The 24,900-nt window shown below is 30.1% G+C and carries 25 protein-coding genes; 15 read left to right on the top strand and 10 right to left on the bottom strand.

Annotated elements, in window-relative coordinates:
* Positions 1-30 precede the first annotated feature (30 nt).
* The 10 genes from kynU to LPB03_RS06855 all read left to right on the top strand — a co-directional run bounded on the left by kynU (position 31) and on the right by LPB03_RS06855 (position 9,288).
* Positions 31-1,290 carry a kynureninase gene (gene kynU, locus LPB03_RS06900; protein WP_065318617.1) on the top strand — a complete coding sequence of 420 codons (1,260 nt, stop codon included), beginning with the start codon at positions 31-33 and terminating at the stop codon, positions 1,288-1,290.
* A 19-nt stretch (positions 1,291-1,309) separates the two neighbouring features.
* Positions 1,310-2,179, top strand: a complete 870-nt coding sequence (locus LPB03_RS06895; RefSeq protein ID WP_065318618.1) for a hypothetical protein — start codon at positions 1,310-1,312, stop codon at positions 2,177-2,179.
* Positions 2,180-2,188: 9 nt separating this feature from the next.
* The gene (locus LPB03_RS06890) at positions 2,189-3,580 is read left to right on the top strand and encodes an FAD-dependent oxidoreductase (RefSeq protein WP_070239018.1); all 1,392 of its coding nucleotides are present in this window, start codon (positions 2,189-2,191) and stop codon (positions 3,578-3,580) included.
* Between the two features lie 75 nt (positions 3,581-3,655).
* Positions 3,656-4,252, top strand: coding sequence for a DUF1697 domain-containing protein (locus tag LPB03_RS06885; protein WP_065318620.1), 597 nt, complete (start codon positions 3,656-3,658; stop codon positions 4,250-4,252).
* Positions 4,253-4,370: 118 nt separating this feature from the next.
* Positions 4,371-4,772 carry a RidA family protein gene (locus LPB03_RS06880; RefSeq protein WP_065318621.1) on the top strand — a complete coding sequence of 134 codons (402 nt, stop codon included), beginning with the start codon at positions 4,371-4,373 and terminating at the stop codon, positions 4,770-4,772.
* Complete coding sequence (locus LPB03_RS06875; RefSeq protein WP_065318622.1) at positions 4,769-6,208, top strand: aldehyde dehydrogenase; 1,440 nt, start codon at positions 4,769-4,771, stop codon at positions 6,206-6,208. The genes LPB03_RS06880 and LPB03_RS06875 overlap by 4 nt, the downstream gene beginning before the upstream one ends.
* Before the next feature lie 70 nt (positions 6,209-6,278).
* Positions 6,279-6,497, top strand: a complete 219-nt coding sequence (locus LPB03_RS06870) for a DUF6500 family protein (protein ID WP_065318623.1) — start codon at positions 6,279-6,281, stop codon at positions 6,495-6,497.
* 124 nt (positions 6,498-6,621) lie between these two features.
* Positions 6,622-7,401: an SDR family oxidoreductase gene (locus tag LPB03_RS06865; RefSeq protein ID WP_065318624.1), complete on the top strand. Its 780-nt coding sequence runs from the start codon at positions 6,622-6,624 to the stop codon at positions 7,399-7,401.
* A gap of 204 nt (positions 7,402-7,605) precedes the next feature.
* Positions 7,606-8,145 (top strand): 3-hydroxyanthranilate 3,4-dioxygenase, encoded by a 540-nt coding sequence (locus LPB03_RS06860; RefSeq protein WP_065318625.1) that lies wholly within the window; start codon positions 7,606-7,608, stop codon positions 8,143-8,145.
* Between the two features lie 60 nt (positions 8,146-8,205).
* Positions 8,206-9,288 carry an amidohydrolase family protein gene (locus LPB03_RS06855; protein WP_065318626.1) on the top strand — a complete coding sequence of 361 codons (1,083 nt, stop codon included), beginning with the start codon at positions 8,206-8,208 and terminating at the stop codon, positions 9,286-9,288.
* 91 nt (positions 9,289-9,379) lie between these two features.
* Here the strand turns inward: LPB03_RS06855 and LPB03_RS06850 are convergent, their stop codons facing one another.
* Together LPB03_RS06850 and LPB03_RS06845 are read right to left on the bottom strand one after the other, a co-directional pair.
* Entirely contained in the window at positions 9,380-10,003 is a 624-nt protein-coding gene (locus LPB03_RS06850; RefSeq protein ID WP_065318627.1) for a hypothetical protein, read from the bottom strand.
* Positions 10,004-10,032: 29 nt separating this feature from the next.
* The gene (locus tag LPB03_RS06845) at positions 10,033-10,452 is read right to left on the bottom strand and encodes a DUF2141 domain-containing protein (RefSeq protein ID WP_065318628.1); all 420 of its coding nucleotides are present in this window, start codon (positions 10,450-10,452) and stop codon (positions 10,033-10,035) included.
* Between the two features lie 508 nt (positions 10,453-10,960).
* On the opposite strand from LPB03_RS06845, the gene LPB03_RS06840 reads away from it, so the two are divergent.
* Entirely contained in the window at positions 10,961-11,275 is a 315-nt protein-coding gene (locus LPB03_RS06840; protein WP_065318629.1) for a GIY-YIG nuclease family protein, read from the top strand.
* Positions 11,276-11,877: 602 nt separating this feature from the next.
* Here the strand turns inward: LPB03_RS06840 and LPB03_RS06835 are convergent.
* From LPB03_RS06835 to dnaK, 7 genes are all read right to left on the bottom strand, one after another.
* Positions 11,878-14,034 carry a TonB-dependent receptor gene (locus tag LPB03_RS06835; protein WP_065318630.1) on the bottom strand — a complete coding sequence of 719 codons (2,157 nt, stop codon included), beginning with the start codon at positions 14,032-14,034 and terminating at the stop codon, positions 11,878-11,880.
* A 147-nt stretch (positions 14,035-14,181) separates the two neighbouring features.
* Positions 14,182-14,562 (bottom strand): hypothetical protein, encoded by a 381-nt coding sequence (locus LPB03_RS16615; protein WP_139058942.1) that lies wholly within the window; start codon positions 14,560-14,562, stop codon positions 14,182-14,184.
* A gap of 3 nt (positions 14,563-14,565) precedes the next feature.
* Positions 14,566-14,871, bottom strand: a complete 306-nt coding sequence (locus LPB03_RS06830; RefSeq protein ID WP_065318631.1) for a hypothetical protein — start codon at positions 14,869-14,871, stop codon at positions 14,566-14,568.
* A 1-nt stretch (position 14,872) separates the two neighbouring features.
* Positions 14,873-16,159, bottom strand: a complete 1,287-nt coding sequence (locus LPB03_RS06825) for an NAD(P)/FAD-dependent oxidoreductase (RefSeq protein WP_065318632.1) — start codon at positions 16,157-16,159, stop codon at positions 14,873-14,875.
* 49 nt (positions 16,160-16,208) lie between these two features.
* Positions 16,209-16,733: a hypothetical protein gene (locus LPB03_RS06820; protein WP_065318633.1), complete on the bottom strand. Its 525-nt coding sequence runs from the start codon at positions 16,731-16,733 to the stop codon at positions 16,209-16,211.
* 10 nt (positions 16,734-16,743) lie between these two features.
* Positions 16,744-17,631, bottom strand: a complete 888-nt coding sequence (locus tag LPB03_RS06815; protein WP_065318634.1) for a metallophosphoesterase — start codon at positions 17,629-17,631, stop codon at positions 16,744-16,746.
* Between the two features lie 368 nt (positions 17,632-17,999).
* Entirely contained in the window at positions 18,000-19,904 is a 1,905-nt protein-coding gene (gene dnaK, locus LPB03_RS06810) for a molecular chaperone DnaK (protein WP_065318635.1), read from the bottom strand.
* Between the two features lie 251 nt (positions 19,905-20,155).
* On the opposite strand from dnaK, the gene LPB03_RS06805 reads away from it, so the two are divergent.
* Together LPB03_RS06805 and LPB03_RS06800 are read left to right on the top strand one after the other, a co-directional pair.
* On the top strand, positions 20,156-20,497 hold the full coding sequence (locus LPB03_RS06805) for a DUF2853 family protein (RefSeq protein ID WP_065318636.1): 342 nt from the start codon (positions 20,156-20,158) through the stop codon (positions 20,495-20,497).
* 91 nt (positions 20,498-20,588) lie between these two features.
* Positions 20,589-22,013, top strand: a complete 1,425-nt coding sequence (locus LPB03_RS06800; protein WP_065318637.1) for an L-serine ammonia-lyase — start codon at positions 20,589-20,591, stop codon at positions 22,011-22,013.
* Between the two features lie 88 nt (positions 22,014-22,101).
* On the opposite strand, the gene yaaA is transcribed toward LPB03_RS06800, so the two are convergent.
* A complete protein-coding gene (gene yaaA / locus LPB03_RS06795; RefSeq protein WP_065318638.1) occupies positions 22,102-22,860 on the bottom strand; it encodes a peroxide stress protein YaaA in 759 nt (252 codons plus the stop codon).
* A gap of 143 nt (positions 22,861-23,003) precedes the next feature.
* Between yaaA and LPB03_RS06790 the strand changes: the two genes are divergently transcribed.
* Together LPB03_RS06790 and LPB03_RS06785 are read left to right on the top strand one after the other, a co-directional pair.
* Positions 23,004-24,122 (top strand): DUF2914 domain-containing protein, encoded by a 1,119-nt coding sequence (locus tag LPB03_RS06790; protein ID WP_340850993.1) that lies wholly within the window; start codon positions 23,004-23,006, stop codon positions 24,120-24,122.
* 103 nt (positions 24,123-24,225) lie between these two features.
* Positions 24,226-24,825, top strand: coding sequence for a hypothetical protein (locus LPB03_RS06785; protein WP_139058943.1), 600 nt, complete (start codon positions 24,226-24,228; stop codon positions 24,823-24,825).
* The last annotated feature ends 75 nt before the right edge of the window (positions 24,826-24,900 follow it).

Below are 24,900 nucleotides of genomic sequence, written 5' to 3'. Positions count from 1 at the left end.
TATATTTGAGAATAATCCTATTTACTATTGATGAAATTTAAAAAAACTTTAGCATTTGCGCAACAATTAGACAAAGAAGATAAACTCGCTCATTTGCGAAATCAGTTTCATATTCCCAAAGATAAAGATGGAAATGATTGGTTATATTTTACAGGAAACTCATTGGGTTTACAGCCAAAAGCAACCAAAGAATACATCAATCAAGAATTAAAAGACTGGGCAAATTTAGGTGTGGAAGGTCATTTTGAGGCAAAAAATCCGTGGTTAAATTACCATGAATTTTTAACAGATAAAATGGCAAAAATTGTGGGAGCAAAACCCATTGAAGTTGTTGTGATGAATACACTTACAACAAATTTGCACTTGTTAATGGTGAGTTTTTACAGACCTACAAAAACAAAATATAAAATTGTAATTGAGTCTGACGCATTTCCTTCAGATAGATATGCAGTGCAAAGTCAATTAAAATTTCACGGTTTTTCTGAAGATGACATTATTGAATGGAAACCAAGAAAAGGAGAAGAATTATTATATATTGAAGATTTAGAAGAAATCGTTGCTACGCAAGGAGATGAAATTGCACTCTTATTAATTGGAGGCGTAAATTATTACACAGGTCAGTTTTTAGATATTAAAAAAATTGCAGCAATTGGTCATTCAAAAAACTGTATTGTTGGGATTGATTTAGCTCATGGAGCAGGAAATATTCAACCAAATTTACACGATTCGAATGTAGATTTTGCAGCTTGGTGTACGTATAAATATTTAAATTCTGGACCAGGAAGTTTGGCAGGATTATTTGTGCACGAAAAACATTCAAAAAATAAGGAGTTACCACGTTTTGCAGGTTGGTGGAATCATAACAAAGCAACTCGTTTTAATATGAGACAACCTTTTGATGTGATGGAAGGAGCAGAAGGTTGGCAATTGTCAAATCCACCAATATTATCAATGGCAGCCATTAAAGCATCTTTAGATTTATTTGATGAGGTTGGTTTTGAAAATTTAAGAGAAAAATCAGAAAAACTAACAGGATATTTTGAGTTTTTAATCAACGAAATTAATTCTGATGACATTAAAATCATCACTCCAAAAAATCCGAAAGAAAGAGGTTGCCAATTATCGATTCAAGTAAAAAATGCAGATAAAAGTTTGCATAAAAAACTGACTGAAAATAACATCATTACAGATTGGCGAGAACCAGATGTGATTAGATGTGCACCTGTACCTATGTATAATTCGTTTGAGGATATTTATACGATGATTTCGATTTTAAAAGGTTTGTTGTAAAAAAAGTAAATAGAAATAAATGAGTTACGATTTATATTTTTATAAGAAAAAAGATAAAAAAGTAGATAAGATTGAAATAGAAAGGTATTTAAAAAAACAGAAAAATATTATTTCTGATAATGAAGATCAGTTTTATTATCAAAATGATGCTACAGCTGTTTATTTTTCTTTTGATTATAATCATCCAAATACTGAAGAAATATTATTCGATGAAATAGATGAAAGTTTTGAGGATACTAATTTTTCTTTTAATATTAATTTTATGAGACCTCAGTTTTTTGGAAAAGAAGCATTTCCTTTTGTGAGTGATTTTGTAGATTTTTTTGATTTATATATTTTAAATCCTCAAGGTGACTGTATTCCTCAAAAATATAAAGATAATGAGATTTTAAAAGATTGGGAAACATCAAATTTAAAGATTTCAAAATCTTATTATAAAGAGTTAAATCTTAATTATTTATCAGAAAAAAACTCAAATTATATTTGGGAATATTGCTTACAGAAAGATGATTTGCAGAAGAAGTTGGGAGAAGAATATTTTGTTCCAAATATATTTTATTTGAAACTTAATAAATCATCAGAGGTTAAAACTATATGTATTTGGACAGAAGGAATGCCATTTGTTTTACCTAAAACTGATTATGTGTCAATTTCAAAAAGATTTAAGAAATTTTTTATAACTAAAGAGGAAGTTGGTGTTGTGGCTTATAAAACGATAATTGAAAAATTCGGACAATCTTTTCAGGATGAAAGCTTATATAAGATTTTACATCCAGAAAAATCAGAAGAAATATTAAAAGATTTTAATAATCTAAAATTAGAAACTACGATTAAAAAGTTAGGTGAAGGAATATCAGTAGATAAATTTGTTAATATTAAAGATGAATAAAAAGATAATATACTAATAATTGGAGCAGGTTTATGTGGAAGTTTGCTGGCTTTGAGACTCGCACAAAGAGGTTACAAAGTTGAGGTGTACGAAAGCAGACCCGATTTAAGAACTACAGATATTTCTGCAGGAAGATCCATCAATTTGGCATTATCAGACAGAGGTTTAAAGGCTTTACGATTATGTGGAATGGAAGAAAAAGCAAGAGAAATCTGCATACCTATGTATGGACGATTAATGCACGATACAAAAGGAAATACGTTTTCTTCTAATTATTCTGGACGTGAAAATGAGTTTATCAATTCAATTTCTAGAGGAGATTTAAACGCAATTTTATTAGATGAAGCAGAAAAACATGAAAATGTAAACATTCATTTTAATAAAAAATGTAAAAATGTTGATATCGAAAATACAATTGCACATTTTAAAGATTATAAAACCAAAAAAGAATTTTCTATAAATGCTGATGTAATTTTCGGAACGGATGGAGCAGGTTCCTCTTTGAGGAAAAGCTACGTTTCTGAACGTAAATTTTTATTTAGTTATTCTCAAAATTATTTAAATCACGGATATAAAGAGTTAGAAATTCCTGCTGATAAAAGTGGAAAACATCAAATTAGTAACGCTCATTTACATATTTGGCCAAGAGGCGATTTTATGTTAATTGCCCTACCAAATATGGATGGCAGTTTTACAGTTACGTTATTTTTAAGTTATAATGAAGGCGAATTTAATTTCGAGAATTTAACATCCGAAGAAAAAATAACCAAGTTTTTCGAAAAAGAATTTCCTGATGCTTTGACTTTAATTCCCAATATTTTAGAAGAATTTACAAACAACCCAACAGGACCTTTAGGAACTATAAAATGTTCCCCTTGGTTTTATCAAAATAAAACATTGTTAATGGGCGATTCCTCACACGCAATTGTGCCTTTTTACGGACAAGGAATGAATGCTTCTTTTGAAGATGTTGTAGTTTTTGATGAGATTTTAAATCAAGATTTAGGAGATTGGAATGCCGTTTTTAAAGCCTATCAAAAAGCACGAAAACACGATACAGATGCCATTGCAGATTTAGCGATCGATAATTTTTACGAAATGCGAGATCATGTTGCAAACCCTATATTTAAAGAAAAAAGAAAGATAGAAATGGATTTAGAAAAGACATTTCCAAATCAATATTTTTCAAAATATTCTTTGGTAACTTTCAACGAAAATATTGGTTATTATGAAGCCATGAAAAGAGGTAGAGCACAAGATAAAGCTTTGTTGAATTTAATTTCTGGAGATGAGGTACACACGCATTTAGAGATGACAAAAGATGAATTGGTAGTTATTTTAGAAAGAGTTATTTTAGAAACAAACACCATTTTAGAAGAAGATAAAATAGCAGGGATGTAATAGCCCATCCCAACCTTCCCAAAGGGAAGGAGTGAGTAAGTTTGTGAAAGTTAGATATTCAGTACCGTTAATAAAATGAAGAAAAAGGAAAACCGTAAGAATGAGAGTTTCTCTCCTTTGGAGAGGTTAGGAGAGGCCTATATTGTTTTGCTTCGTGGAATAAATGTATCAGGAAAAAATAAAATTCCGATGGTAGCTTTGCGTACTTTATTAGATGATTTAGAGTTTCAAAATGTGCAAACCTATATCCAAAGTGGAAATATTATTTTAGAATCAACTTTTTCAAAAAAAGAAATTTGTCAAAAAATAAAAAAGGGAATTAAAGAAAAATTTGGTTTTGATATTCCAGTAATTGTAAGAACAATTGCCGAGTTAAAAAAAACGATTGAAAATTATCCTTTTCCATTAAATAATGAAAAAATAGTAGCATTTACGTTTTTAGATAGAGCATCAGAAATAAAAGAAATTGAAATCAAAAATATTGGTGAAGATCAATATAAAATAAATGGAGATGTCGTTTATTTAAACTGTCCATCAACATTTGCAAAAACAAAGATTTCTAATAATGTATTAGAAAAAAAGTTACAAGTAATTGCAACAACAAGAAATCTAAGAACCACATTAAAGTTGTTAGAGTTAGCCAATTCCAGCCTTTCCAAAGGGAAGGAGTGAGCAATTTTGTAAAGAAAATAGGATTAGATTTTTTGAAAAATAAATATTAATAAAGAATTTCAAATTTTACCCAGTTTGAAGTTCCTTCCCTTTGGGAAGGTTAGGATGGGCTTTTAGCATGAGTAAAGTAACACCAAGAGGCGCATATCCACATGTTAAAGTTGTGGGCGATTTTATTTTTGTATCAGGAACCAGTTCTAGAAGAGCAGATAATACTATTGCAGGTGTAGATATTATCGATGAAATGGGAACTAAATATTTGAATGCAGAAACCCAAACTAGAGAGGTTCTAAAAAATATCGATAAAAATTTACAAACAGTTGGTGCAAGTATAAAAGATGTAGTTGATGTTTCTTCATTTTTAGTTAATATGAATGATTTTGCAGGATATAACAAAGCCTATGCAGAGTTTTTCGATAAAGAAACTGGGCCAACAAGAACTACTGTTGCTGTGCATCAATTGCCACATCCAGATTTGGTGGTGGAGATTAAAGTTACTGCTTATAAAAAAGCTAAATGAACATAAAAAACTACATCAATGGAAAATTCTTACCTCCCATTGCTAATGGGTGGATTGATAATTTCAACCCAGCAATTGGAGAAGTGTATGGACAAATTCCAAACTCAACAAAAGAAGATGTGGAAAAAGCAGTTGAAGCTGCTGAAAAAGCATTTCCAAGTTGGATTACTACAACTTTAGAAGAACGCAGTAAAATTTTATCAAAAATTGCCGATTTAATTTTAGAAAAGTTAGATTTTTTAGCAGCAGCAGAATCAAAAGATAATGGCAAACCAATCAGTTTAGCAAAAGCTGTTGATATTCCAAGAGCCGCAAGTAATTTTCAGTTTTTTGCAAATGCGATTACACAGTTTTCATCAGAAGCATATGAAAGTGTTGGGTTAAATGCCATTAATTTTACATTAAGACAACCTCTTGGAATTGTAGGTTGCATTTCTCCTTGGAATTTACCCTTATATTTATTCACTTGGAAAATTGCACCAGCAATAGCAGCAGGCAATTGTGTAATTGCAAAACCGAGTGAAATTACACCAATGACTGCTTATTTGTTAGGTGAAATTTGCACAGAAGCTGGTTTACCAAAAGGCGTTTTAAATATTGTTCATGGTTTAGGAACATCCACAGGACAAGCCATTGTAGAGCATCCAAATATTAAAGCCATTTCATTTACTGGAGGCACAAAAACAGGCGCACATATTGCCAGTATTGCTGCACCAATGTTTAAAAAGTTATCTTTAGAATTAGGGGGAAAAAATCCAAACATCATTTTTGCAGATTGTGATTATAATAAAATGCTGGAAACCACAGTTCGTTCTTCGTTTGCAAATCAAGGGCAAATTTGTCTATGTGGAAGTAGAATTTTTGTAGAAGAGACTATTTATGAGAAATTCAAAAAAGATTTTATCAAAAAAGTGTCTGAATTAAAAGTTGGGAATCCATCAGAAACAAACACAAATATTGGAGCACTAGTTTCTAAACAACATCTAGAAAAAGTAAAAAGTTATATTGATCTTGCAGCACAAGAAAATACAGAAATTTTATTTGGAGGGAATAGAGTGGTGGTTGAAAATTCGGAAAACGGCTACTATTTACAACCTACAATTATAGAAGTTAAAGACAATAAATGCAGATTGAATCAAGAAGAGATTTTTGGGCCAGTTGTTACCATAATGTCTTTTAAAACTGATGAAGAAGCACTAACTTTAGCCAACGATACAAAATACGGCTTATCTGCAACTTTATGGACAAATAATTTAAACAGAACAATGCAATTTGCAAAACAATTACATACAGGAATTGTTTGGGTAAATACTTGGATGTTAAGAGATTTAAGAACACCTTTTGGAGGTCAAAAAGATTCTGGAATTGGTAGAGAAGGAGGTTTTGAAGCGTTACGTTTCTTTACGGAACCTAAAAATATTTGTATAAAATATTGAAAGATTTAAAAGTTAAAAGATTAAATTTTTGATTACGATTTTAGAGTAATTCAATCTTTAAATTAGAAAAATGAATAAGGAAATAAAGGAGAAAATTATTCAAGTTTGTAATGATAAAATTGCGAAAAAAGGAACGAATGTTGGTTTGTCTTTTTATGCATTTTTTAAAAATAAAAATGACAATCCAGAGTTATTAATGGAAGTTGCAAAATGGTGGATTGAAACACATCAGTTAGATCATTTTGAAAAAGCTGTTAAAATCAAGGAAATGATTGAAAGCCCATCTTAATCTTCCCAAAGGGAAGAAACTGTTGTGGTCTTTAAAAGAAAAATTTAATATCATTATCAAAATAAAAGAGAATTACTAACACGTATTAATTCCCTTCCCTTTGGGAAGGGTTAGGGATGGGCTTATGAATTTAGAACTAAACAACAAAAACGCATTAGTTTGCGGAAGTACACAAGGAATAGGAAAAGCAACTGCCATTTTATTGGCAGAAGAAGGTGCAAACGTAACTTTATTGGCTAGAAATGAAGAAAAACTTAAAGCAGTTTTATCGGAATTAAAAAATAACGGAACACAAAATCATCATTATTTAATTGCAGATTTTTCAAAACCAGAAGAATTAAAAGAGGTTATAGAAAATTCAGATTTGAAATTCCATATTTTGATAAATAATACTGGAGGTCCAAAAAGTGGCGATTTGCTTTCGGCAACTTCTACAGAGTTGATAAATGCTTTTCAAATGCATATTATTTGCAATCAAATTTTGGTGCAAGCAGTGGTTCCTTTTATGAAAAACGAGAAATTTGGTAGAATTATCAACGTAATTTCTACTTCTGTAAAAGAGCCAATTCCAGGTTTGGGCGTTTCTAACACCATTAGAAATGCAGTTGGTAATTGGTCAAAAACATTGGCTTCAGAGCTGGCAGAATTTCAAATTACCGTTAATAATGTATTGCCAGGTTTTACAAATACAGCACGTTTAGACCAAATTATTAAGGTAAAAGCACAAAAAAGCAACACAACAGAAGCAGAAATGGAGCAAATTATGAAAAGTTATGTGCCAGCAAAACGTTTCGCAAAACCAGAAGAAACTGCAGCTGCAATTGCTTTTTTAGCAAGTGAGCAAGCAAGTTATATCAATGGAATTAATTTACCTGTAGATGGTGGAAGAACAAAAAGTTTATAGTCTTATTAGAAGCTGTTTCCTGCTTTCACTACTCGCTTTTTTGCCTGAAAAAGGCAAAAAGAGCTCAAACAAGTCGTTCAATCAGGGCTAAACTTGTTTGCAAAATGCATTAAAAAAAGCCAACATAAAGAGTCTTTAAAAATAAATTTCAGTAATTTTAGGTCTTGATTCTTGAATCAAAATCATCAAAAAAATCTAAAAATTATGAGTAATCTAGTACAACCAATAAATTTTAAAAAGTGGATTGATGAACATCGTCATTTACTAAAACCACCAGTTGGTAATAAACAAGTTTGGAAAAATGGCGAATATATTGTGATGGTTGTGGGTGGACCAAACAATAGAAAAGATTATCACTATAATGAAACTCCAGAGTTTTTCTATCAATTAGAAGGAGACATGATTTTAAAAATCATCGATGAAAAAGGAAAACAAATTGATGTAGAAATTAAGGAAGGTGATATTTATTTATTACCAGGTAAAGTGCCACATTCGCCTCAAAGAAAAGAAAATACGGTTGGTTTGGTGATAGAATATCCACGTTCTAAAAATATGATGGATGCTTTAGAATGGTATTGTGAAAATTGCGAAAATCAATTGTATAGAGAAGAATTTTCTGTAGAAAATATAGAAACAGACATGCAAAAAATATTTGAAACCTTTTATTCTGACGTAGAAAAATGTACTTGTGATAATTGTGGAGAATTTATGGAAGCACCTAAAAAGGTAATCAGTAAACAGTAGCAGTATTCAGTATCTATTATTTTTGTAATCTTTAAATTTTCATTTTTTTAATCTTTAATAATGACTCGCAAACTACGAATTAACGGACATTCACATTTATTACCTTATCCTGAGGAAATTCCTCAATTTATGAAGGAAAAAGAAATTTTCTGGGTAGATGATGAACGCAAACATATGCTACAAAAAGATTGGAGTAGACCTGTAACACATTCTAGTTTTTTCTTAGATGAGAAATTACTTTGGATGGAAAAAAACAAGCTAGATCATGCAGTTGTTTTAAATTTATCTCAATTGTATGGAAATGGTTTGCGTTTAGAGGAAATGAAAAAAGCGTTGCGTTTTCAGAACGATTTTAATGCTAAAGTGCAAAAAAATCATCCTTCTAAATTTACGTGTGGTTTTGTGGTGCATCCAGGTTTTATTTATGGTGCTTTAGATGAAATGAAACGTTGTGTAGAAGAATTAGGATTAAAAGTTTTGTGTTTACCAACACATTTTATGGATTCTATTGGACAATGGAGATGTGTTTTTGATGAAGAAAATGATCGAATTTTTGAATTAGCAGACAAGTATAAATTAGCCATTGAAATTCATCCTTATGATGGAGATAAAATGATAAAATTAGAAAATACCAATTGGCGTTTTCACTTAATTTGGATGTTGGCTCAATGTGGAGATGCGTATCATTTTTATACTTTAAATGGAATGCAAGAACGTTTTAAAAATATTAGAACGTGTTTTGCACATGGAGGTCAATTGGCACAAATGAATTTAGGTAGAAGAATTCAAGGTTTTGATGGAAGACCAGATTTATTTGAAGGCAAAACGCATCCAAGAAAAGCAATTGGTCATAAAAACATCTTTTTTGATACGTTGGTTCACGATACAGATTCTTTAAAATTGATGTTTAAAAGACAAGGAACAAATCAAGTTTTAATGGGGTTAGATGATCCTTATCCTTTAGGAGAAATGGAAAATGACAAACAATCTTCTTATCCAGGAAAAATTTTAGATTTAGCTGTCAAAGAAAATATAATAACAGAAACCGAAAAAGGACAAATTTGGGAAGATAATGTGTTGCAATGGCTTTTTGGTGATGATGAAAGAGCGAAACAAGATTTAATTGATAAAATTTTGAAATAAGTAGAATTCAGTGGCAGTTTGCAGTAGCAGTTAACAGTGATTACTGAAAACTGCGACTGCCAACTGCATACTGTAGACTGCCAAATGAATATTATTTCTCACATCCTTTTAAAACATTTTCTGCTCTAGAAACCATGAATTTTGGATAGAACTCTTCTTCGATTTTTTCTTCTTTTCCTAGTTCAATAGCTCTTTTAATTTCATCACAATAAGGTTGTGTAGATTTTCCGAAAAAACTAGCCATTCCCATATTCCATTCTGCATTTCCTAGAATTACTCTTGGGTTGTTTGGTGCAATTGCTAATGCTTGTGCATATAATTGGCTGTTTTTTCCAGATAATGTCATTCCATATTTTTGACCATCAAAAGCAATATATCCTGTGTTTAGTAAAGCTTGTGTAATTAGTATTTCAGGATTATTTTCTGAATTCGATTTAGCAACATCTAAAAATTCTTGAGCTTTGGTTAATTTTGTAGTTAAAACAGTTTCATCTTTTAGACCAAAACTTCCTAAAATTTCTACAGTTGCTGCATAATAAGCAGGTTTCCATTTTGTTGGTTCAGCTTTAGAGATTCTCTCAAAAAGTTGAGAAGCTTCTGTCATTTTTCCTTCTTCCCAAAGACCAAATGCTTTTTGCATTCCTGTTTGATATTTAGATTGAGCAGTTGCAATTCCTGCAATTAAAAGTGCGATAAGTAAGATAGATTTTTTCATTATAGTTCGTTTTAAGTTGATGTAATTTTTTAAATTTTAATATGGATAGATTTGTTTTCTTCTAACATAAATTTTGCATCCTCATATTTTGGAGGTCCCATAAAACCAGTTGCATTGTTAGAACAGCCATAATCTTCCTTAGGAATTCCTAAAAAGTTAGTGTCCATTTTTTTGTTATCATTTTCATCATGTACAAATGAAACTGCATACTCTCCTTTTGGTAGGTTTTTAAAAATTACGACAGATTTTTTATTTTCTATTTTTGATATATCACCTTTAAATTGTTTATGTAAGAAGTCCTCTTTTTTGTTATAAACGCCAATTAATAAAGTTCCTTTATCTGAATTTAAACCAGAAATATTTACAGTTAAATTAAAAGTTTCTTCTTGTGCGTTTGTGCCTAAAATGCTGGTTAAAATAATTACGATTGTAAAAATTAAGTTTTTCATAAGTATTACTTTATTAGTGTGTTTTTCTTTGACGATTCAAATATCTAATGTTTTTAACGAATTAAAACAAATAACATACCGAATTGTAATTTTTTGATTCTGAGTTGTAAATAAAATCTCGCAAAGACGCGAAGGCGCAAAGTTTTGGAGAAGTCCTAGTTTTAGACTTTATGAGAAACCTTATAAACTTGCTAAACTTTAAGTTAGCTTCTTTATATGACTTCTCCTAAAGTCGAAGTGACAACTGTAATGGGGTTTTTTTACACGATTATTTTATGTGATTTTAAGAAAGTTTCACAAATGCTTTTTTATTTCCTACCCAATTTTGTCATTTCGACGCTAGGAGAAATCTCATAAACTTGCTAAACTCTACGTTAGCTCTTTCTGTGACTTCTCTAAAAGTCGAAGTGACAACTTTTGTGGAAATAGAGAAGTTTTTTTAAAACTGCTTTATTAATCTTAATGAAAACTGTTATGAATTTTTCTTATCTTTAAGAAAAAATGCTAAATCCACAAAAAGGTTTTCATACATACATATTATGTATATATAATTACAAATAAATATCGTTCTACATTTTATATAGGTGTAACCAATAACTTGAAAGTTCGTTTACTAAAACATAAAAATAATATTTTACAAAAGAAGAAAACATTTGCAGCTAAATATAATATTGAGTTTCTAATTTATTATGAAAAGTATAATTGGATTCAATTGGCAATTGCAAGAGAGAAAGAATTAAAAAAATGGAGACGTGAAAAGAAATTAGTACTGATAAGAGAAATGAATCCTACTTTTGTTTTTTTGAATTCTGATTTTGAATAGTATTTTCAACGAATTTTGCCATTTCTACTTTAGAAAACCCTTATAAAACTGCTAAATTTTACGTTAGCTACTTGTGAGACTTCTCCTAAAGTCGAAGTGACAACTTTTGTGGGGTTTGTTTACACGATTGTTTTATGTGATTTTTAAAAAGTTTTATAAATGCTTTTTTCTTTACACCCAATTTTGTCATTTCGACGCTAGGAGAAATCCCATAAACTTTCTAAACTTTACGTTAGCTTCTTTATGTGACTTCTCCTAAAGTCGAAGTGACAACTTTTGTGGGGTTTGTTTACACGAATATTTATGTAATTTTTAAAAAATTTTATAAATGCTTTTTTCTTTACAATTTCGACGCTAGGAGAAATCCCATAAACTTTCTAAACTTTACGATAGCTTCTTTATGTGACTTCTCCTAAAGTAGAAGTGACAACTGTGATGTGTTTCGTGGCTTTGTAGTTTACTTATATAATCTATTAATTTAAATTGAGTAATTAGTTAGCAAACTAGTCTAGCCCTGATTGAAGCATTTGTTTGAGCTCTTTTTTGCCTTTTTCCAGGCAAAAAAAGCGAGTGCTGAAAGCAGGAAATAGCTCCAAAAAACATTATAGATTGTTTAAGTTATTTGAGGTTTTATCATCGCTAATAGTCCAGAAAAAGCCTACGAAAAAAAAGGTGTCTGCATTGGGTACAATTGCTTGTCTGTCGAAATTGCCATTTATATTTGGTGTGTTTTTATAGTTATAACCAAACACATTTTTGGTGCCTAAAGCATTGTTTAACGATACATATAATATTTTTTGTTGATCTATTAAATACGCCCAATTTAAACTTACAGAGTTAAAATTTTTGGTTTTATGAGTTAAAAAACCTGGCTCATTTGGATTTGTGTAGGTTCTGCCAGATGCAAAATTGTAGGCAAAACCAACCTGACTTTGTAAATTCTCTATAAAATGTTTACCAACAATTGATAAATTGTGAGCCGAAGCAAAATTTGGAGTTGCTGCTGTTGGGTAGTTTCTAAAATCTCTTTTGGTGTCTAAAAACGAATAGGAAACCCAATAATCTGTATTTTTTATTTTGCCATTTTGTCTCCAAAAAATGTCAATTCCTTTTGCAAAAGCAGTTCCATTATTATTAAAATCAGAGTCAAAATTTGGTTGTTGAGAATCGTATTTTACCAAATCTTGATAATCTTTATAATAGGCTTCTATTCTAAAAATTTGATTCTTTTTGGTATGTTGAAAATTAGCAATTAAGTGAGCTGTGTTTTCTGCTTTCAAATCTTGATTGAATTTTAAATAATTATTACTTGGGTTTTGATAAAACTGCCCATAAGCCAATGAAAACTGTGCGTTTTTACTTGTTTTGTACGATAAAGAAACTCTTGGTGAAATTGTAAACTCATTTAACAACGTTGAATGTTCTGCTCTAATTCCAATTTTTGTCGCTAAATTTTTAGAGAAAAAGATGTCTGTTTCTGCAAAAGAGGCAAATAAATTATTGTCAAAACCATAGTTGAAAGTTTCATTATTAACTGGGTTATAGGTTTCATCGAATTTTGTGATAAAGTATTCTGATCCAAAACTGACTCTAAATCTGCTTGAAAATTGTTTGTTTAATTTTACTTTAAAATGAGCTGAATTTTCAGAATTATCAATTTGATCATTTTCTATTTCTATTGTTGAATTGTCTTTCGTAAAACTTAAACCACTTTCAATGCGCCAATTATTTCCAATTTTATTTTTGTAAGAACTGTTGATATACAAATTTTTATTGTTCAAGCCAAAACGTAAACCATCATCAAAATTAATATCATCTTGAATAACTTCTAAATCTGTGTAACTAAAAGCAGTATAGATTTTTATCATAGAATCGTCTTTAAAACTATGTCTATACACAGCTTCTCCACTTGCATTTTGGAAAGGTCTTATAAACTTATTTCTGTCAGGAAAAACAGCTGTGTAAGGTTTTAAGTTGATGTAATATGCGTTTACACTTAATGAATTTTTATCCCAAATTTGTGTGTTTCCAAGACCAGCTCCTAAAGTCATCAACGAAATTTCTGTTTTTTCTTGATCTGGTTTATCAATAGTTGTTAAATCTAAAACCCCAGACAAAGCTTGTCCATATTCTGCAGAATAGCCACCTGTAGAAAATGTAATTCCTTTGAACAAAAAAGGCGAATAGCGTCCACGAGTTGGAGCGTTGTTAGAAGTTGGGCTGTAAGGAGTAAAAACTCGTATTCCATCAATAAAAATTTGAGTTTCATCTGCATTTCCACCTCTTACAAAAAGTCGTCCATCTTCAGGATTGGCAGCAGTTCCAGGCAAGGTTTGTAAAGCTCCCAAAACATCGCCAACAGCATTTGCTGTAGTAACAATATCTAAAGGTTTTAAAACGGTTACTTTTGCAGATTCTCCAGCTTTAAATGTTCCAGCATTAATTACAACAGCATCTAAAGAATTAATATCGTCCTTTAATTTTATTTGTAGATTTTTTAGGTTTAAAACGTTATCAAACTTTACAAAAGTTTCATAAGAAACAAATGAAACCACTAAAGTTTGTGTTCCTTTTTCTTCTGTATTGAAAGAAAACTCTCCTTTTTCGTTGGTTGATGTTCCATCGTAAGTACCATCTAAATAAACACTTGCACTTAAAATAGGATTATTTTTATTGTCTAGAACTTTGCCAGAAATAGTAGTTTGTGCATTAAAAGAAATAGTAAAAATTGTGAATAGTAAAATTAGAGTATGTTTCATCTTGTTTAAGTTTGATGCTACAAAGATGTTCTAGTTTTACGTTTTTAAAAAAGAAGAAATGCTGAGTTGTAGTTTTTAATTGATGAATTGTAGTTAAGTTATTATCTGTGATTTTACGAATTCAAGTTTATATAGAAGTATACTATTTTATGACTTTTGATTTTTTTTATCATGTTGATGTGGCTTATTTTGAAGGATATAAAATACAATTCCGCTTACAAAATAAAGAAGAACATCCACAAAATCGGCTGTATATCTTGATAAGTATTTAGGGAAAATAAACTCAAACAAAATACTATACATACAACAGATATATACTATAATTGGTAAGCTTATTATAAAGTTTTTATCATTTCTAGACCATTTTAAAAATAGCAAACAAGTATAAAGTACAATTGGGATAATTAAAAAATCGTTCAAATAATTATGAATAATTTTTGGAAGTTGAACATTAAAATATTGAAAAATGTAAATTAATGTTCCTAAAATAAGAGAGGAAATACAGTAAATGGTTAGTTTTTTATTCATCTTTTAACCAGCAGCAACCATTGCAATGATCCAAGCTAAACCAGCTCCGATTGCACTAACCACAACAAGTACAGAATATAAAACCCAACCAACTGCTCTGTAAAATGCATTTGGACTTTTCTTTAAACGTTCTGCTAAATTAGGATTTTCAATGTCGTGAATTGCTTCTTTAATTTGTTCTTGTTTAACAGCTTCTGCTTTTATTTCTCTCTTCTTTTGATGAGAAATTAATTCGCCACAGTTTTCACAATACTCTTTATTCGTATTGAAAACTCCACAATTTGGACATTTTATAATTCTTGTACTCATTTTAAATTCGCTTTTTCTTTTTTTTATAAGGACGAATAATCAATCTTGTTTCTCTATCAAAACGAATATAATTATATACCCAATTTAAAAATACGATGGCTCTATTTCTAAATCCAATCAAAGAAAAAAGATGTACAAACATCCAAACAAACCAAGCAAAAACCCCTTGAAATTTCCAGTTTTCTAAATCTACAACTGCTTTATTTCTGCCAATTGTAGCCATAGAACCTTTATCATTATACACAAAAGCTTCTGTTTTTTTGTGAAATAATTTGGCCAAAATATTTTTGGCAACCAATTTACCTTGCTGAATAGCAGGTTGTGCCATCATTGGGTGTCCATAAGGATTTTTTTCAGATTTCATACAAGCAACATCACCAATTGCATAAATATTTGAATACGTATCTACTTGATTAAATTCGTTTACTTTATACCTTTCTGCTCTATCTATAATGCAAGTTGCATCTAAACCATGTACCATTTCTCCTTTAACACCTGCAGCCCAAATAACGGTTTCTGCTCTAAAATGATCAATACCATTTGTGGTCACTACTTTACCATCATAATCTAAAACACGTAGATTTTTCCAAACATTTACGCCCAATTTAATCAAAAAATCTTCTGCTTTTTCTGATGCTTGAGCACTCATGCCTTTTAAAATTTCGCCAGAACTTTGAATTAAGTTTATTTGCATTTGCCTAATATCTAAATCAGGATAATCTTTTGGTAAAATCCCTTTTTTCATTTCTGCTAAAGCACCTGCCAACTCTACACCAGTTGGTCCTCCACCAACAATTACAAAATTCATTAAAGCATTTCTTTGTTCAATATTATCCGTAAGTAAAGCTTCTTCAAAATTTTCTAAAATTAGACTTCTAATATTTAAAGATTGAGGAACAGATTTCATTTCCATCGTATTTTTTTGGATATTTTCGTTGCCAAAAAAATTGGTTGTAGAGCCTGTTGCTATGATTAGTTCATCATAATCTAAATTTCCAATAGAGGTTTCTATCAAATTTTTATCTGGATGAATTTGCACAACTTCTGCCAATCTAAAATAAAAATTATCTACATCATTAAATCGTTTTCTTAAGGGAAAAGCAATAGAATCTGGTTCTAAACCACCAGTGGCAACTTGATATAATAAAGGTTGAAACGTGTGGTAATTATGTTTATCGACTAAAACAACTTGTAGTTCTTGTTTTTCTAGACCTTTTGCAGCTGCTAAACCAGCAAAACCACCACCAATAATTACAACTCTAGGAAAACTTGATTGTGGTATATTCATTTAAGTTTGATGTTTTTAAAATCTCTTACAAATTTACTGAAAATGAATGCTATTTGTGCACTCTTTTAATATTTTGAAGTGTTTTATCTGAATTGATAAATTCTTCGATAATTTTAAAACGAAGCTCTTCTATCTCATCATCAAAATATTTTGCCCATTTATCATCATTTAATAAATGTTTAATTTGTTTTATTTTTTGTTGCCCTTCAGAAAATGTGTGTAAATACTTTATATCGTTTTTTTGTTTTGGTTGAAGTTTAGTTGTTTTATTTTCGAAATCTACCTCAATAAAAAATATTTTTTCTGATGAATTAATAGGGAAGAAGTCAATCCATTTTGCAAAGGCAATTACTATATTTTGATTTTTATAATTATCGTTTGATATTAATTTCCATCTGCAATTAGCAACTCTTCCCCAATGATTCGATTTTCTGTAAACTCCTTCGTCAGTATAAAAATATTCGCTTTCGGATTTGCTTTTATAGTTCGTGTTTTCTGGGAATTCAAAAGTATCCACTTGTTGAAATTCACAAAAAGTATGTTTAAAGAAATTGGTTTGGTTATAGGTTTTCAAAAAATGAAATTTATTTAATGACTAATTTTCTTGAGATTTCTCTTTCAAAACCTTCTACAAAAACAGTGTCGTTCTCAAATTTTACTTTTGCAAAAGCAGACGTATTTTCAGTGTCAACCATTCCTTTAAAAGTTAAATAATGCACATTATCCACAAATTCATAAGCACCTGCATGATTATGTCCGTTAAAAAATAGCTTCACATTTTTATATGGTTTTATCAACGATAGAAATTGTTCTCTATTCCATATATTATGTTGATCCACAGGAAAAATTGGAAAGTGACAATAAAAACCAACTTTCTGATTTTGTTGCACTGCTTTGTCTAATTCTTGCTGAATCCAATTTAGTTGTTTGTTGCTTAAAGCACCATTCCATTTTTGTACATAAGGTAGGTTTTTATCTTTCAATTGATTAAATAATGAGTCTGTTTGATGTGCTTTTTCTTTGGATGTTGTTCCATAAAAACTCAAATCGTTTCCATCTAAAATAATAAATCGCCAGTCTTTTTCAACAAAACTATAATATCTTTTTTTGATGTTTAGTTTTTCTAAAACTTTCTCTTTTAAGGAGTCTTGTACTTCAAAATCATGATTTCCTAAAACATGATATGATTTGGATGTTAACGTTTTCCAAGTTGGTAGAATGCTATCTAAACTATTATAATCTTTATCAATAAAATCACCTAAATGAATGGTGTAGTTTAAAGAGTCTTTATTTAGAGTTGCAACAGCTTCTTTTAATCTCTGTGGAGCTTTTTTGTAATATCTGTCCCATTTTATATCACAATTACAATATTGGCAATCTGCAATGACCCCAATTTTAAAAGAGGATTTTTTTTCTTTATCACAAGAAAATAGCATCATGGATAAAATAGTAAAGAGAATTATTTTTTTCATAAGTATCAAAAGTAAATAAAAGAAGGCACTTTGTAAATATAAAAAAACGCAACCAATTTAATGATTGCGTTTTTAGTGTTTTAAGAATATATTGTCTTAATCCTGCAAGGTTTTTAAAACCTTATAGGTATAATTTTATCTTCTCATTTGAGATCCCGCAAAAAAAATGTGGGATAAATTCAATTATGTATTTTGTGAAAAACAAAATACTATTTCATTTTAGAAGATTTTCAATAAAAAAACGCAATCAATTTAATGATTGCGTTTTTGATTCTAAAATTATTTAGAAATATCTATTTTGAGATCCCGCAAAAAAATGCGGGATAAGCGATTCACGAAAAATTTCTAATGAAATTTTTGTTCTCTGCTTACTTCACTTCCTCAAAATCTACATCTTCAACATTGTCTCCATCTGCTTTTCCAGCTTCTGGTTGACCTTGATCAGCTCCAGGATTTTGTCCTTCAGCTCCACCTTGTGCAGCATACATCTCTTCAGAGGCAACTTTCCAAGCTTCGTTTATTTTTTCCATTGCAGCATCAATCTGAGCTAAATCTTTAGATTCATGAGCAGCTTTTAATTCAACTAAAGCAGCTTCAATTGGTTCTTTTTTATCAGCAGATAATTTTTCACCAAATTCTTTTAATTGCTTTTCTGTTTGAAAAATCATAGAGTCAGCTCCGTTAATTTTTTCAGCAGTTTCTTTTGCAATTTTATCAGAATCAGCATTTGCTTCAGCTTCTTCTCTCATTTTCTTGATTTCTTCTTCAGACAATCCTGATGAAGCTTCAATTCTAATTTCGTGAGATTTGTTGGTTCCTTTATCTAAAGCAGAAACTTTAATGATACCATTGGCATCAATATCAAAAGTTACTTCTACTTGTGGTACACCTCTTTGTGCTGGTGGTAAACCATCTAAATGGAAACGACCAATTGTATTGTTATCAGCAGCCATTGCTCTTTCACCTTGTAAAACGTGAATTTCTACAGAAGGTTGATTATCAACAGCAGTTGAAAATACTTGCGATTTTTTAGTTGGGATGGTTGTGTTTGCATCAATTAATTTTGTGAAAACATTCCCCATTGTTTCAATACCTAAAGATAAAGGTGTAACGTCTAATAACAATACATCTTTAACATCTCCAGATAAAACTCCACCTTGAATTGCAGCTCCTAAAGCAACAACTTCATCAGGGTTTACACCTTTACTTGGCGCTTTTCCAAAGAATTTTTCAACAGCTTCTTGTACAGCAGGGATTCTTGTAGAACCACCAACTAAAACTATTTCATCGATATCTGACTTTGTTAAATCTGCATTTCTTAACGCAGTTTCACAAGGTTCGATTGTTCTTTTTACTAAATCGTCAATTAATTGCTCAAATTTAGCTCTAGACAATGTTCTAACCAAGTGTTTTGGTCCAGAAGCAGTTGCAGTAATATATGGCAAGTTAATTTCTGTTGAAGCAGAAGAAGATAATTCAATCTTCGCTTTTTCAGCAGCTTCTTTTAAACGTTGTAAAGCCATTGGATCTGTTGTTAAATCCATGTTTTCATCAGCTTTAAATTCTGCAGCTAACCAATCAATAATTTTTGCATCAACGTCATCACCACCTAAATGTGTGTCTCCATCTGTTGCTAAAACTTCAAATACACCATCTCCTAATTCTAAGATAGATACATCATGTGTTCCACCACCAAAATCAAAAACAACTATTTTTTTATCATCATGAGATTTATCTAAACCATAAGCTAAAGCAGCAGCAGTTGGTTCGTTAATAATTCTTCTAACTTTTAAACCAGCAATTTCACCAGCTTCTTTTGTAGCTTGTCTTTGTGCATCATTAAAATATGCAGGCACAGTAATTACAGCTTCAGTAACATCTGCTCCTAAATAATCTTCAGCAGTTTTCTTCATTTTCTGTAAAACCATTGCAGAAATTTCTTGTGGCGTATATAAACGACCATCAATATCTACTCTTGGTGTGTCATTATCTCCTTTTACAACTTTATAAGGAACTCTCTTTACTTCGCTAGAAGATTCAGAGAATTTGTTTCCCATAAAACGTTTTATAGAAGAAACTGTTTTTGTTGGGTTTGTTACTGCTTGTCTTTTTGCAGGGTCACCAATTTTACGTTCTCCACCTTCTACAAATGCTACTATAGATGGTGTTGTTCTTTTTCCTTCAGCATTAGGGATTACAACTGGCTCATTACCTTCCATTACAGAAACACAAGAGTTGGTAGTTCCTAAATCTATTCCTATTATTTTACTCATACTATTAATTTTATAATTTAAAATTCGTTTTTTTCAATTTACAATTACCAATAGTCAAACTGTATGCCAACTGGTTTTTAGCAAGAAAATGTCAGTTTTATAAAAGTTTTTTTAAAATTGATGTGACAAGTTGACACAAAATGTATCTAATAAGTAGAAGAATCATAAATATAGAAAACCATTTTTATTTTCTTATATTTGGATTGTTCTTTAACAATCAAACAATTATTAAATAAATTAAACACGAAATCATGAGTAAATTTGACGAAAAAGTAGCAACGTATTCTAAGTTTATGGACGATAAAGGTCTAAAATACAATGCAGATTTATTAGCTGCTGTTACAAAAGGTTTAGGACCTTCTATTTATAAAGCAGATGCTGAAACAGTTTCTGGCTCTGATGCTAAAGAATTAGCCACTGTAAAAAATAACTTTTTAATCAAAAAATTAGGCTTGGCTGATGCTCCAAAATTAGATGAAGCAATTAATGCAGTTGTAGAAAAAATTGGAAAATCTGAAAGAAAAAAATATAGAGCGGTTGTATATTATATGTTGGCAGAACATTTTAATAAGCAAGATGTTTACGGAATGTAGTTTGAAACTACATTTTAATAATTACAAAAAAATCTAACTCATTGAGTTGGATTTTTTACATTTACAGCATAATTTTTAAACATTTTTACGGATGTCGCAATTTATTAGTGTTTTTGATATGTTAAAGATTGGTGTTGGTCCATCAAGTTCACACACATTAGGTCCTTGGAGAGCTGCACAAGCTTGGGTAAAAAAATTACGAGAAGAAAATCTGTTAGAAAATTTAGATACAATTCAAATTCATTTATATGGCTCTTTATCGTTAACAGGAAAAGGACATGCCACAGATGTTGCTATTTTATTAGGTTTAAGTGAAGCAGATCCTGAATATATTCCTATAGAAGATGTCGCTATTATTGTTGATAGAATAAACACACAACAAGAAATCTATTTTAAAGGTGGCAAAATTGTCGCTTTTCCAAGGAATTCCATTACATTTAATAGAGACTTTTTACCTTTCCATTCCAATGGAATGCGATTTATTGGTTTTGCTGATGGTAAAGAAATTTCAAACGAAACTTATTTTTCGATTGGTGGAGGTTTTATTGTGCAAGAAGATGACAATTTAGAAGAAGAAATAGAAATCAACAAAAAGAATTTTCCTTATCCAATAAACAGAGCTATTCAGTTAGAGGAATATTGTGAAAAAGAGAATTTACAAATTTCTGATATCGTCCTAAAAAACGAATTAGAATTACGTTCTGCAGATGAAATTGATTTTGAATTAAACCGAATTTGGGAAACCATGTTAGAGTGTATGTACATTGGTTGCCATACAGAAGGTAAATTGCCTGGAGGTTTAAATGTAAAAAGACGCGCTTTTGATACGCATACAAAACTGATTAAAGATGCAACATATTCCAATCAAAAAGAATGGATTACAGCCATAAGAAGTAATGAAGTAAAATTTAGAGAAATTTTAAAATGGGTAAGCTGTTTTGCACTTTCTGTAAACGAAGTAAATGCAGCTTTAGGTAGAGTTGTAACTGCACCAACTAATGGAAGTGCAGGTGTGATTCCTGCAGTTTTAATGTATTATTTGGTGATAGAAAATCATGAAGCCGATTTTAATCACATTAAAAAATTCTTATTAGTTGCTGGCGAAATTGGCAGTATTTTTAAAAAAAATGCTACAATATCTGCAGCAATGGGTGGTTGCCAAGCAGAAATCGGAGTTTCATCTGCAATGGCAGCAGCAGCTTTAACAGAATTGTTAGGTGGAACACCTGCTCAATGTTTATCAGCAGCAGAAATTGCCATGGAACATCATTTAGGTTTAACCTGCGATCCTATTGGAGGTTTAGTACAAGTGCCTTGTATTGAGCGCAATTCTATGGGCGCAATTAAAGCAATTCACGCAGCAGAAATCGCGTTAGAAACCAATCCTAAAGAATCTTTGGTGCATTTAGATAAAGTAATTGACACCATGTGGGAAACTGCAAAAGACATGAACAAAAACTACAAAGAAACTTCAGAAGGTGGTTTAGCAGTTACTGTAAGAATGGTAGATTGTTAAATTCAGTATTCAGTATTCAGTTGGCAGTTAGCAGTAGCAGTTAACAGTGAGAAACTGCATATTGCTAATGCCAACTGCCAACTTTTTCTTATCTTGTAAATACCAATTCATTTCCTTTAGATAATTCTTCAGAAAAACGATATTTCTCTACATTAAAACCTTTTAAATCTTCAATCGTTTTAACGTTATTCTCAATTATATAACGAACCATATAACCACGTGCCATTTTTGCATAGGTCATAATTGTTTTATATTCTCCGTTTTTAAAATCTTTAAAGACAGGTGTAATCATATCAACCTTTAAAACTTTTTTAGGAATCACTTTAAAATACTCTGCACTTGCTAAATTCACTAGCAATTCATCATCTGCTAATTCATCATTTAAAGCTTTGGCAACAGCATCATCCCAAAACTTGTATAAGTTGTCTTTTGTGCCCACTTTTAAACGTGTTCCCATTTCTAATCTGTAAGGCTGAATTAAATCTAAAGGTTTTAATAAACCATACAAACCTGATAAAATTCTTAAATTTTCTTGCAATAAAGGAATTTTTTCTTCGGATAAAGTCTGCACATCAATTCCCTGAAAAACGGCACCAGTAAAAGCGTAAATTGCTTGTTTTGAGTTTTCTTTGGTAAAAGGTGTTTGCCAAGTTTGGTTGCGTTCGTAATTTAATGCAGCCAAATCATCAGAAATCTTCATTAAATCCGATAATTTATTTTTAGAAAGTGTTTTTAATTTTTTATTCAGTTTCTCAGCTTGGTCTAAAAAACGAGGCTGTGTATGCAAACTAGTTGGTACTTTGCTTTCAAAATCTAATGATTTAGCTGGAGATATAATGATTTTCATTTTTGAATTTTATTAAAGATATTATAGTACTTTTATATTTGTAAAGATACAAATGATCACAATTGATTTAAAATTATCAACTTGTTTTCTATTGATATTTGTATTGAAATAATTTATAAGCTGTTTGATACATTAGAAGTATAATGATGAGAAAAATATTGATAAAATATAAAAAAAGTAAGTTGCATTATTTTGTTGAAAAACATCAAAAATATGCACCAATTTTATTTTTTATTGCTGGTTTTACTTGGGATTCTTTAACCCTAGGTAGAATTGACAGGTTGTATGATATTGTGATACTCTGCACATACATGACCTTGTTAACCATCAGTATTTATTTGTATAATTTAGTGGGATCAGAAAAATGGGATAATAAATTTGTTCAGAAATATGGACATTATTTACCATTAGCCATTCAGTTTTTTTTAGGGGGATTATCAAGTGCCTACGTTATTTATTTTTCAAGAAGTGTTTCGCTCTCAAAAACGGCAACCTTCTTTTTTATATTGATATTACTCTTTATCGCAAACGAATTTTTACGAAAAAGAATCTCTAATAAATATTTACAGTTCGGCTTTTATTTTTTTGTAAACTTTATCTTTTTAAGCTTCTTTTTACCAGTAATCCTAAAAAAAATGAACACCGTTATTTTTTTAGTTTCTGGAGTATTGAGTTTAATATCAACCTTATGTTTAATCATACTTATTTACAAATCGAGCATTTCTGCACAAACTGAAATTGTAAAATGGAAAATGTTAAGCATGATTATGTCCATTTACATATTGATAAATTCTTTATACTTTTTAAAATTGATTCCACCAGTTCCCTTAGCTTTAGACCAAGGTTTAGTTGCTTATAATATTCAGAAAATTGGGGCAACCTATAAAGTTACCTACGAAGTTGATAAATGGTATTTATTTTGGAGAGATCATAAAGCAGATTTTAATAAACAAACCAACAAACCTGTGTATGTTTTTACATCGGTTTTTGCACCAACAGATTTAAAAAAGAAAATTTATCACAGATGGAAATGGTTTGATGAAAACCTAGATGATTGGCAAACTGTCGATAAAATCGGATATGAAATTGTTGGAGGAAGAGATAATGGTTTTAGAGGTTTTACCTATAAAAATAATGTGAGAGCAGGTGAGTGGAAGGTTGAGGTAATTACAGAAGAAGAACTTGTTTTAGGAGTTGTCGATTTTAATATCAACATACATTCGAATGCTAAAGCCGAAAAACTTATTACACGAACTTTTTAGGTTTTTTTACAGGATTATAGTAATATTAAATTATTAATTTTATAAGTTGTTTGTATAAAAGGTTGTTATGTAGTAAATTAGATATAATAAAAAAAGCGAACATATGAAAAAGATAGTTTTATTTATATTATTAAGTTCAACATTTTGTTTTTCTCAAAATTCTACGGATTTGGAAAAACTGAATGAAACGTTAAAAACTGAAAAAGCAACTCTTCTTGAAAAGAAAAAGAGCATTGAAAATCAGATAAGTGATATTGATACAAAAATTAGAAATAACAATTCAAAAATCACTATTCTAAATTTTAAAAAAAATGCAATAACAACACTTTTAAAAAGGAATTGTAGTTTTTATGAAACACCAAATGAAAACTCTAAAATAATTGAATTCCCTAAAAAGAAAACAAATATTTATTTAATTGAATATTATGCATATGGAACATACTTCAAAGCTATTTATAATAATAAAATTGGATATATAAAGGAAAAAGATATTAGACAAATAAAAAATGTTAGAGAACTAAAACTTGCAAAAAAGAGCGATAATACATATTCAAATTCTTTATTATCGAAAGAAAGTACTAAAAAGACTAATGAGAAAAAAAGAACATATTCTAGATCATATTACAGGGGTTCAAGAGGTGGATGTTATTATATAAACTCAAATGGAAATAAAAGTTATGTCTCAAGAAGTTTATGTAATTAAAAACTGGGCCTAACATCCTCAAACAACAAATAAAAACTTCAATAGAAAAATAAAAGTATCCACTAATTACAAACC

Source organism: Polaribacter vadi (genome assembly GCF_001761365.1).
In the GTDB taxonomy this organism is placed as follows: Bacteria; Bacteroidota; Bacteroidia; order Flavobacteriales; family Flavobacteriaceae; genus Polaribacter; species Polaribacter vadi.
This window is presented reverse-complemented; position numbering and strand designations above follow the sequence as displayed.

Coding starts and splice junctions, on each gene's coding strand:
- kynU (WP_065318617.1), top strand. CDS start 31: ATGAAATTTAAAAAAACTTTAGCATTTGCGCAACAATTAGACAAAGAA.
- LPB03_RS06895 (WP_065318618.1), top strand. CDS start 1,310: ATGAGTTACGATTTATATTTTTATAAGAAAAAAGATAAAAAAGTAGAT.
- LPB03_RS06885 (WP_065318620.1), top strand. CDS start 3,656: ATGAAGAAAAAGGAAAACCGTAAGAATGAGAGTTTCTCTCCTTTGGAG.
- LPB03_RS06880 (WP_065318621.1), top strand. CDS start 4,371: ATGAGTAAAGTAACACCAAGAGGCGCATATCCACATGTTAAAGTTGTG.
- LPB03_RS06875 (WP_065318622.1), top strand. CDS start 4,769: ATGAACATAAAAAACTACATCAATGGAAAATTCTTACCTCCCATTGCT.
- LPB03_RS06870 (WP_065318623.1), top strand. CDS start 6,279: ATGAATAAGGAAATAAAGGAGAAAATTATTCAAGTTTGTAATGATAAA.
- LPB03_RS06865 (WP_065318624.1), top strand. CDS start 6,622: ATGAATTTAGAACTAAACAACAAAAACGCATTAGTTTGCGGAAGTACA.
- LPB03_RS06860 (WP_065318625.1), top strand. CDS start 7,606: ATGAGTAATCTAGTACAACCAATAAATTTTAAAAAGTGGATTGATGAA.
- LPB03_RS06855 (WP_065318626.1), top strand. CDS start 8,206: ATGACTCGCAAACTACGAATTAACGGACATTCACATTTATTACCTTAT.
- LPB03_RS06850 (WP_065318627.1), bottom strand. CDS start 10,003: ATGAAAAAATCTATCTTACTTATCGCACTTTTAATTGCAGGAATTGCA.
- LPB03_RS06845 (WP_065318628.1), bottom strand. CDS start 10,452: ATGAAAAACTTAATTTTTACAATCGTAATTATTTTAACCAGCATTTTA.
- LPB03_RS06835 (WP_065318630.1), bottom strand. CDS start 14,034: ATGAAACATACTCTAATTTTACTATTCACAATTTTTACTATTTCTTTT.
- LPB03_RS16615 (WP_139058942.1), bottom strand. CDS start 14,562: ATGAATAAAAAACTAACCATTTACTGTATTTCCTCTCTTATTTTAGGA.
- LPB03_RS06830 (WP_065318631.1), bottom strand. CDS start 14,871: ATGAGTACAAGAATTATAAAATGTCCAAATTGTGGAGTTTTCAATACG.
- LPB03_RS06825 (WP_065318632.1), bottom strand. CDS start 16,159: ATGAATATACCACAATCAAGTTTTCCTAGAGTTGTAATTATTGGTGGT.
- LPB03_RS06815 (WP_065318634.1), bottom strand. CDS start 17,631: ATGAAAAAAATAATTCTCTTTACTATTTTATCCATGATGCTATTTTCT.
- dnaK (WP_065318635.1), bottom strand. CDS start 19,904: ATGAGTAAAATAATAGGAATAGATTTAGGAACTACCAACTCTTGTGTT.
- LPB03_RS06805 (WP_065318636.1), top strand. CDS start 20,156: ATGAGTAAATTTGACGAAAAAGTAGCAACGTATTCTAAGTTTATGGAC.
- LPB03_RS06800 (WP_065318637.1), top strand. CDS start 20,589: ATGTCGCAATTTATTAGTGTTTTTGATATGTTAAAGATTGGTGTTGGT.
- yaaA (WP_065318638.1), bottom strand. CDS start 22,860: ATGAAAATCATTATATCTCCAGCTAAATCATTAGATTTTGAAAGCAAA.
- LPB03_RS06790 (WP_340850993.1), top strand. CDS start 23,004: ATGATGAGAAAAATATTGATAAAATATAAAAAAAGTAAGTTGCATTAT.
- LPB03_RS06785 (WP_139058943.1), top strand. CDS start 24,226: ATGAAAAAGATAGTTTTATTTATATTATTAAGTTCAACATTTTGTTTT.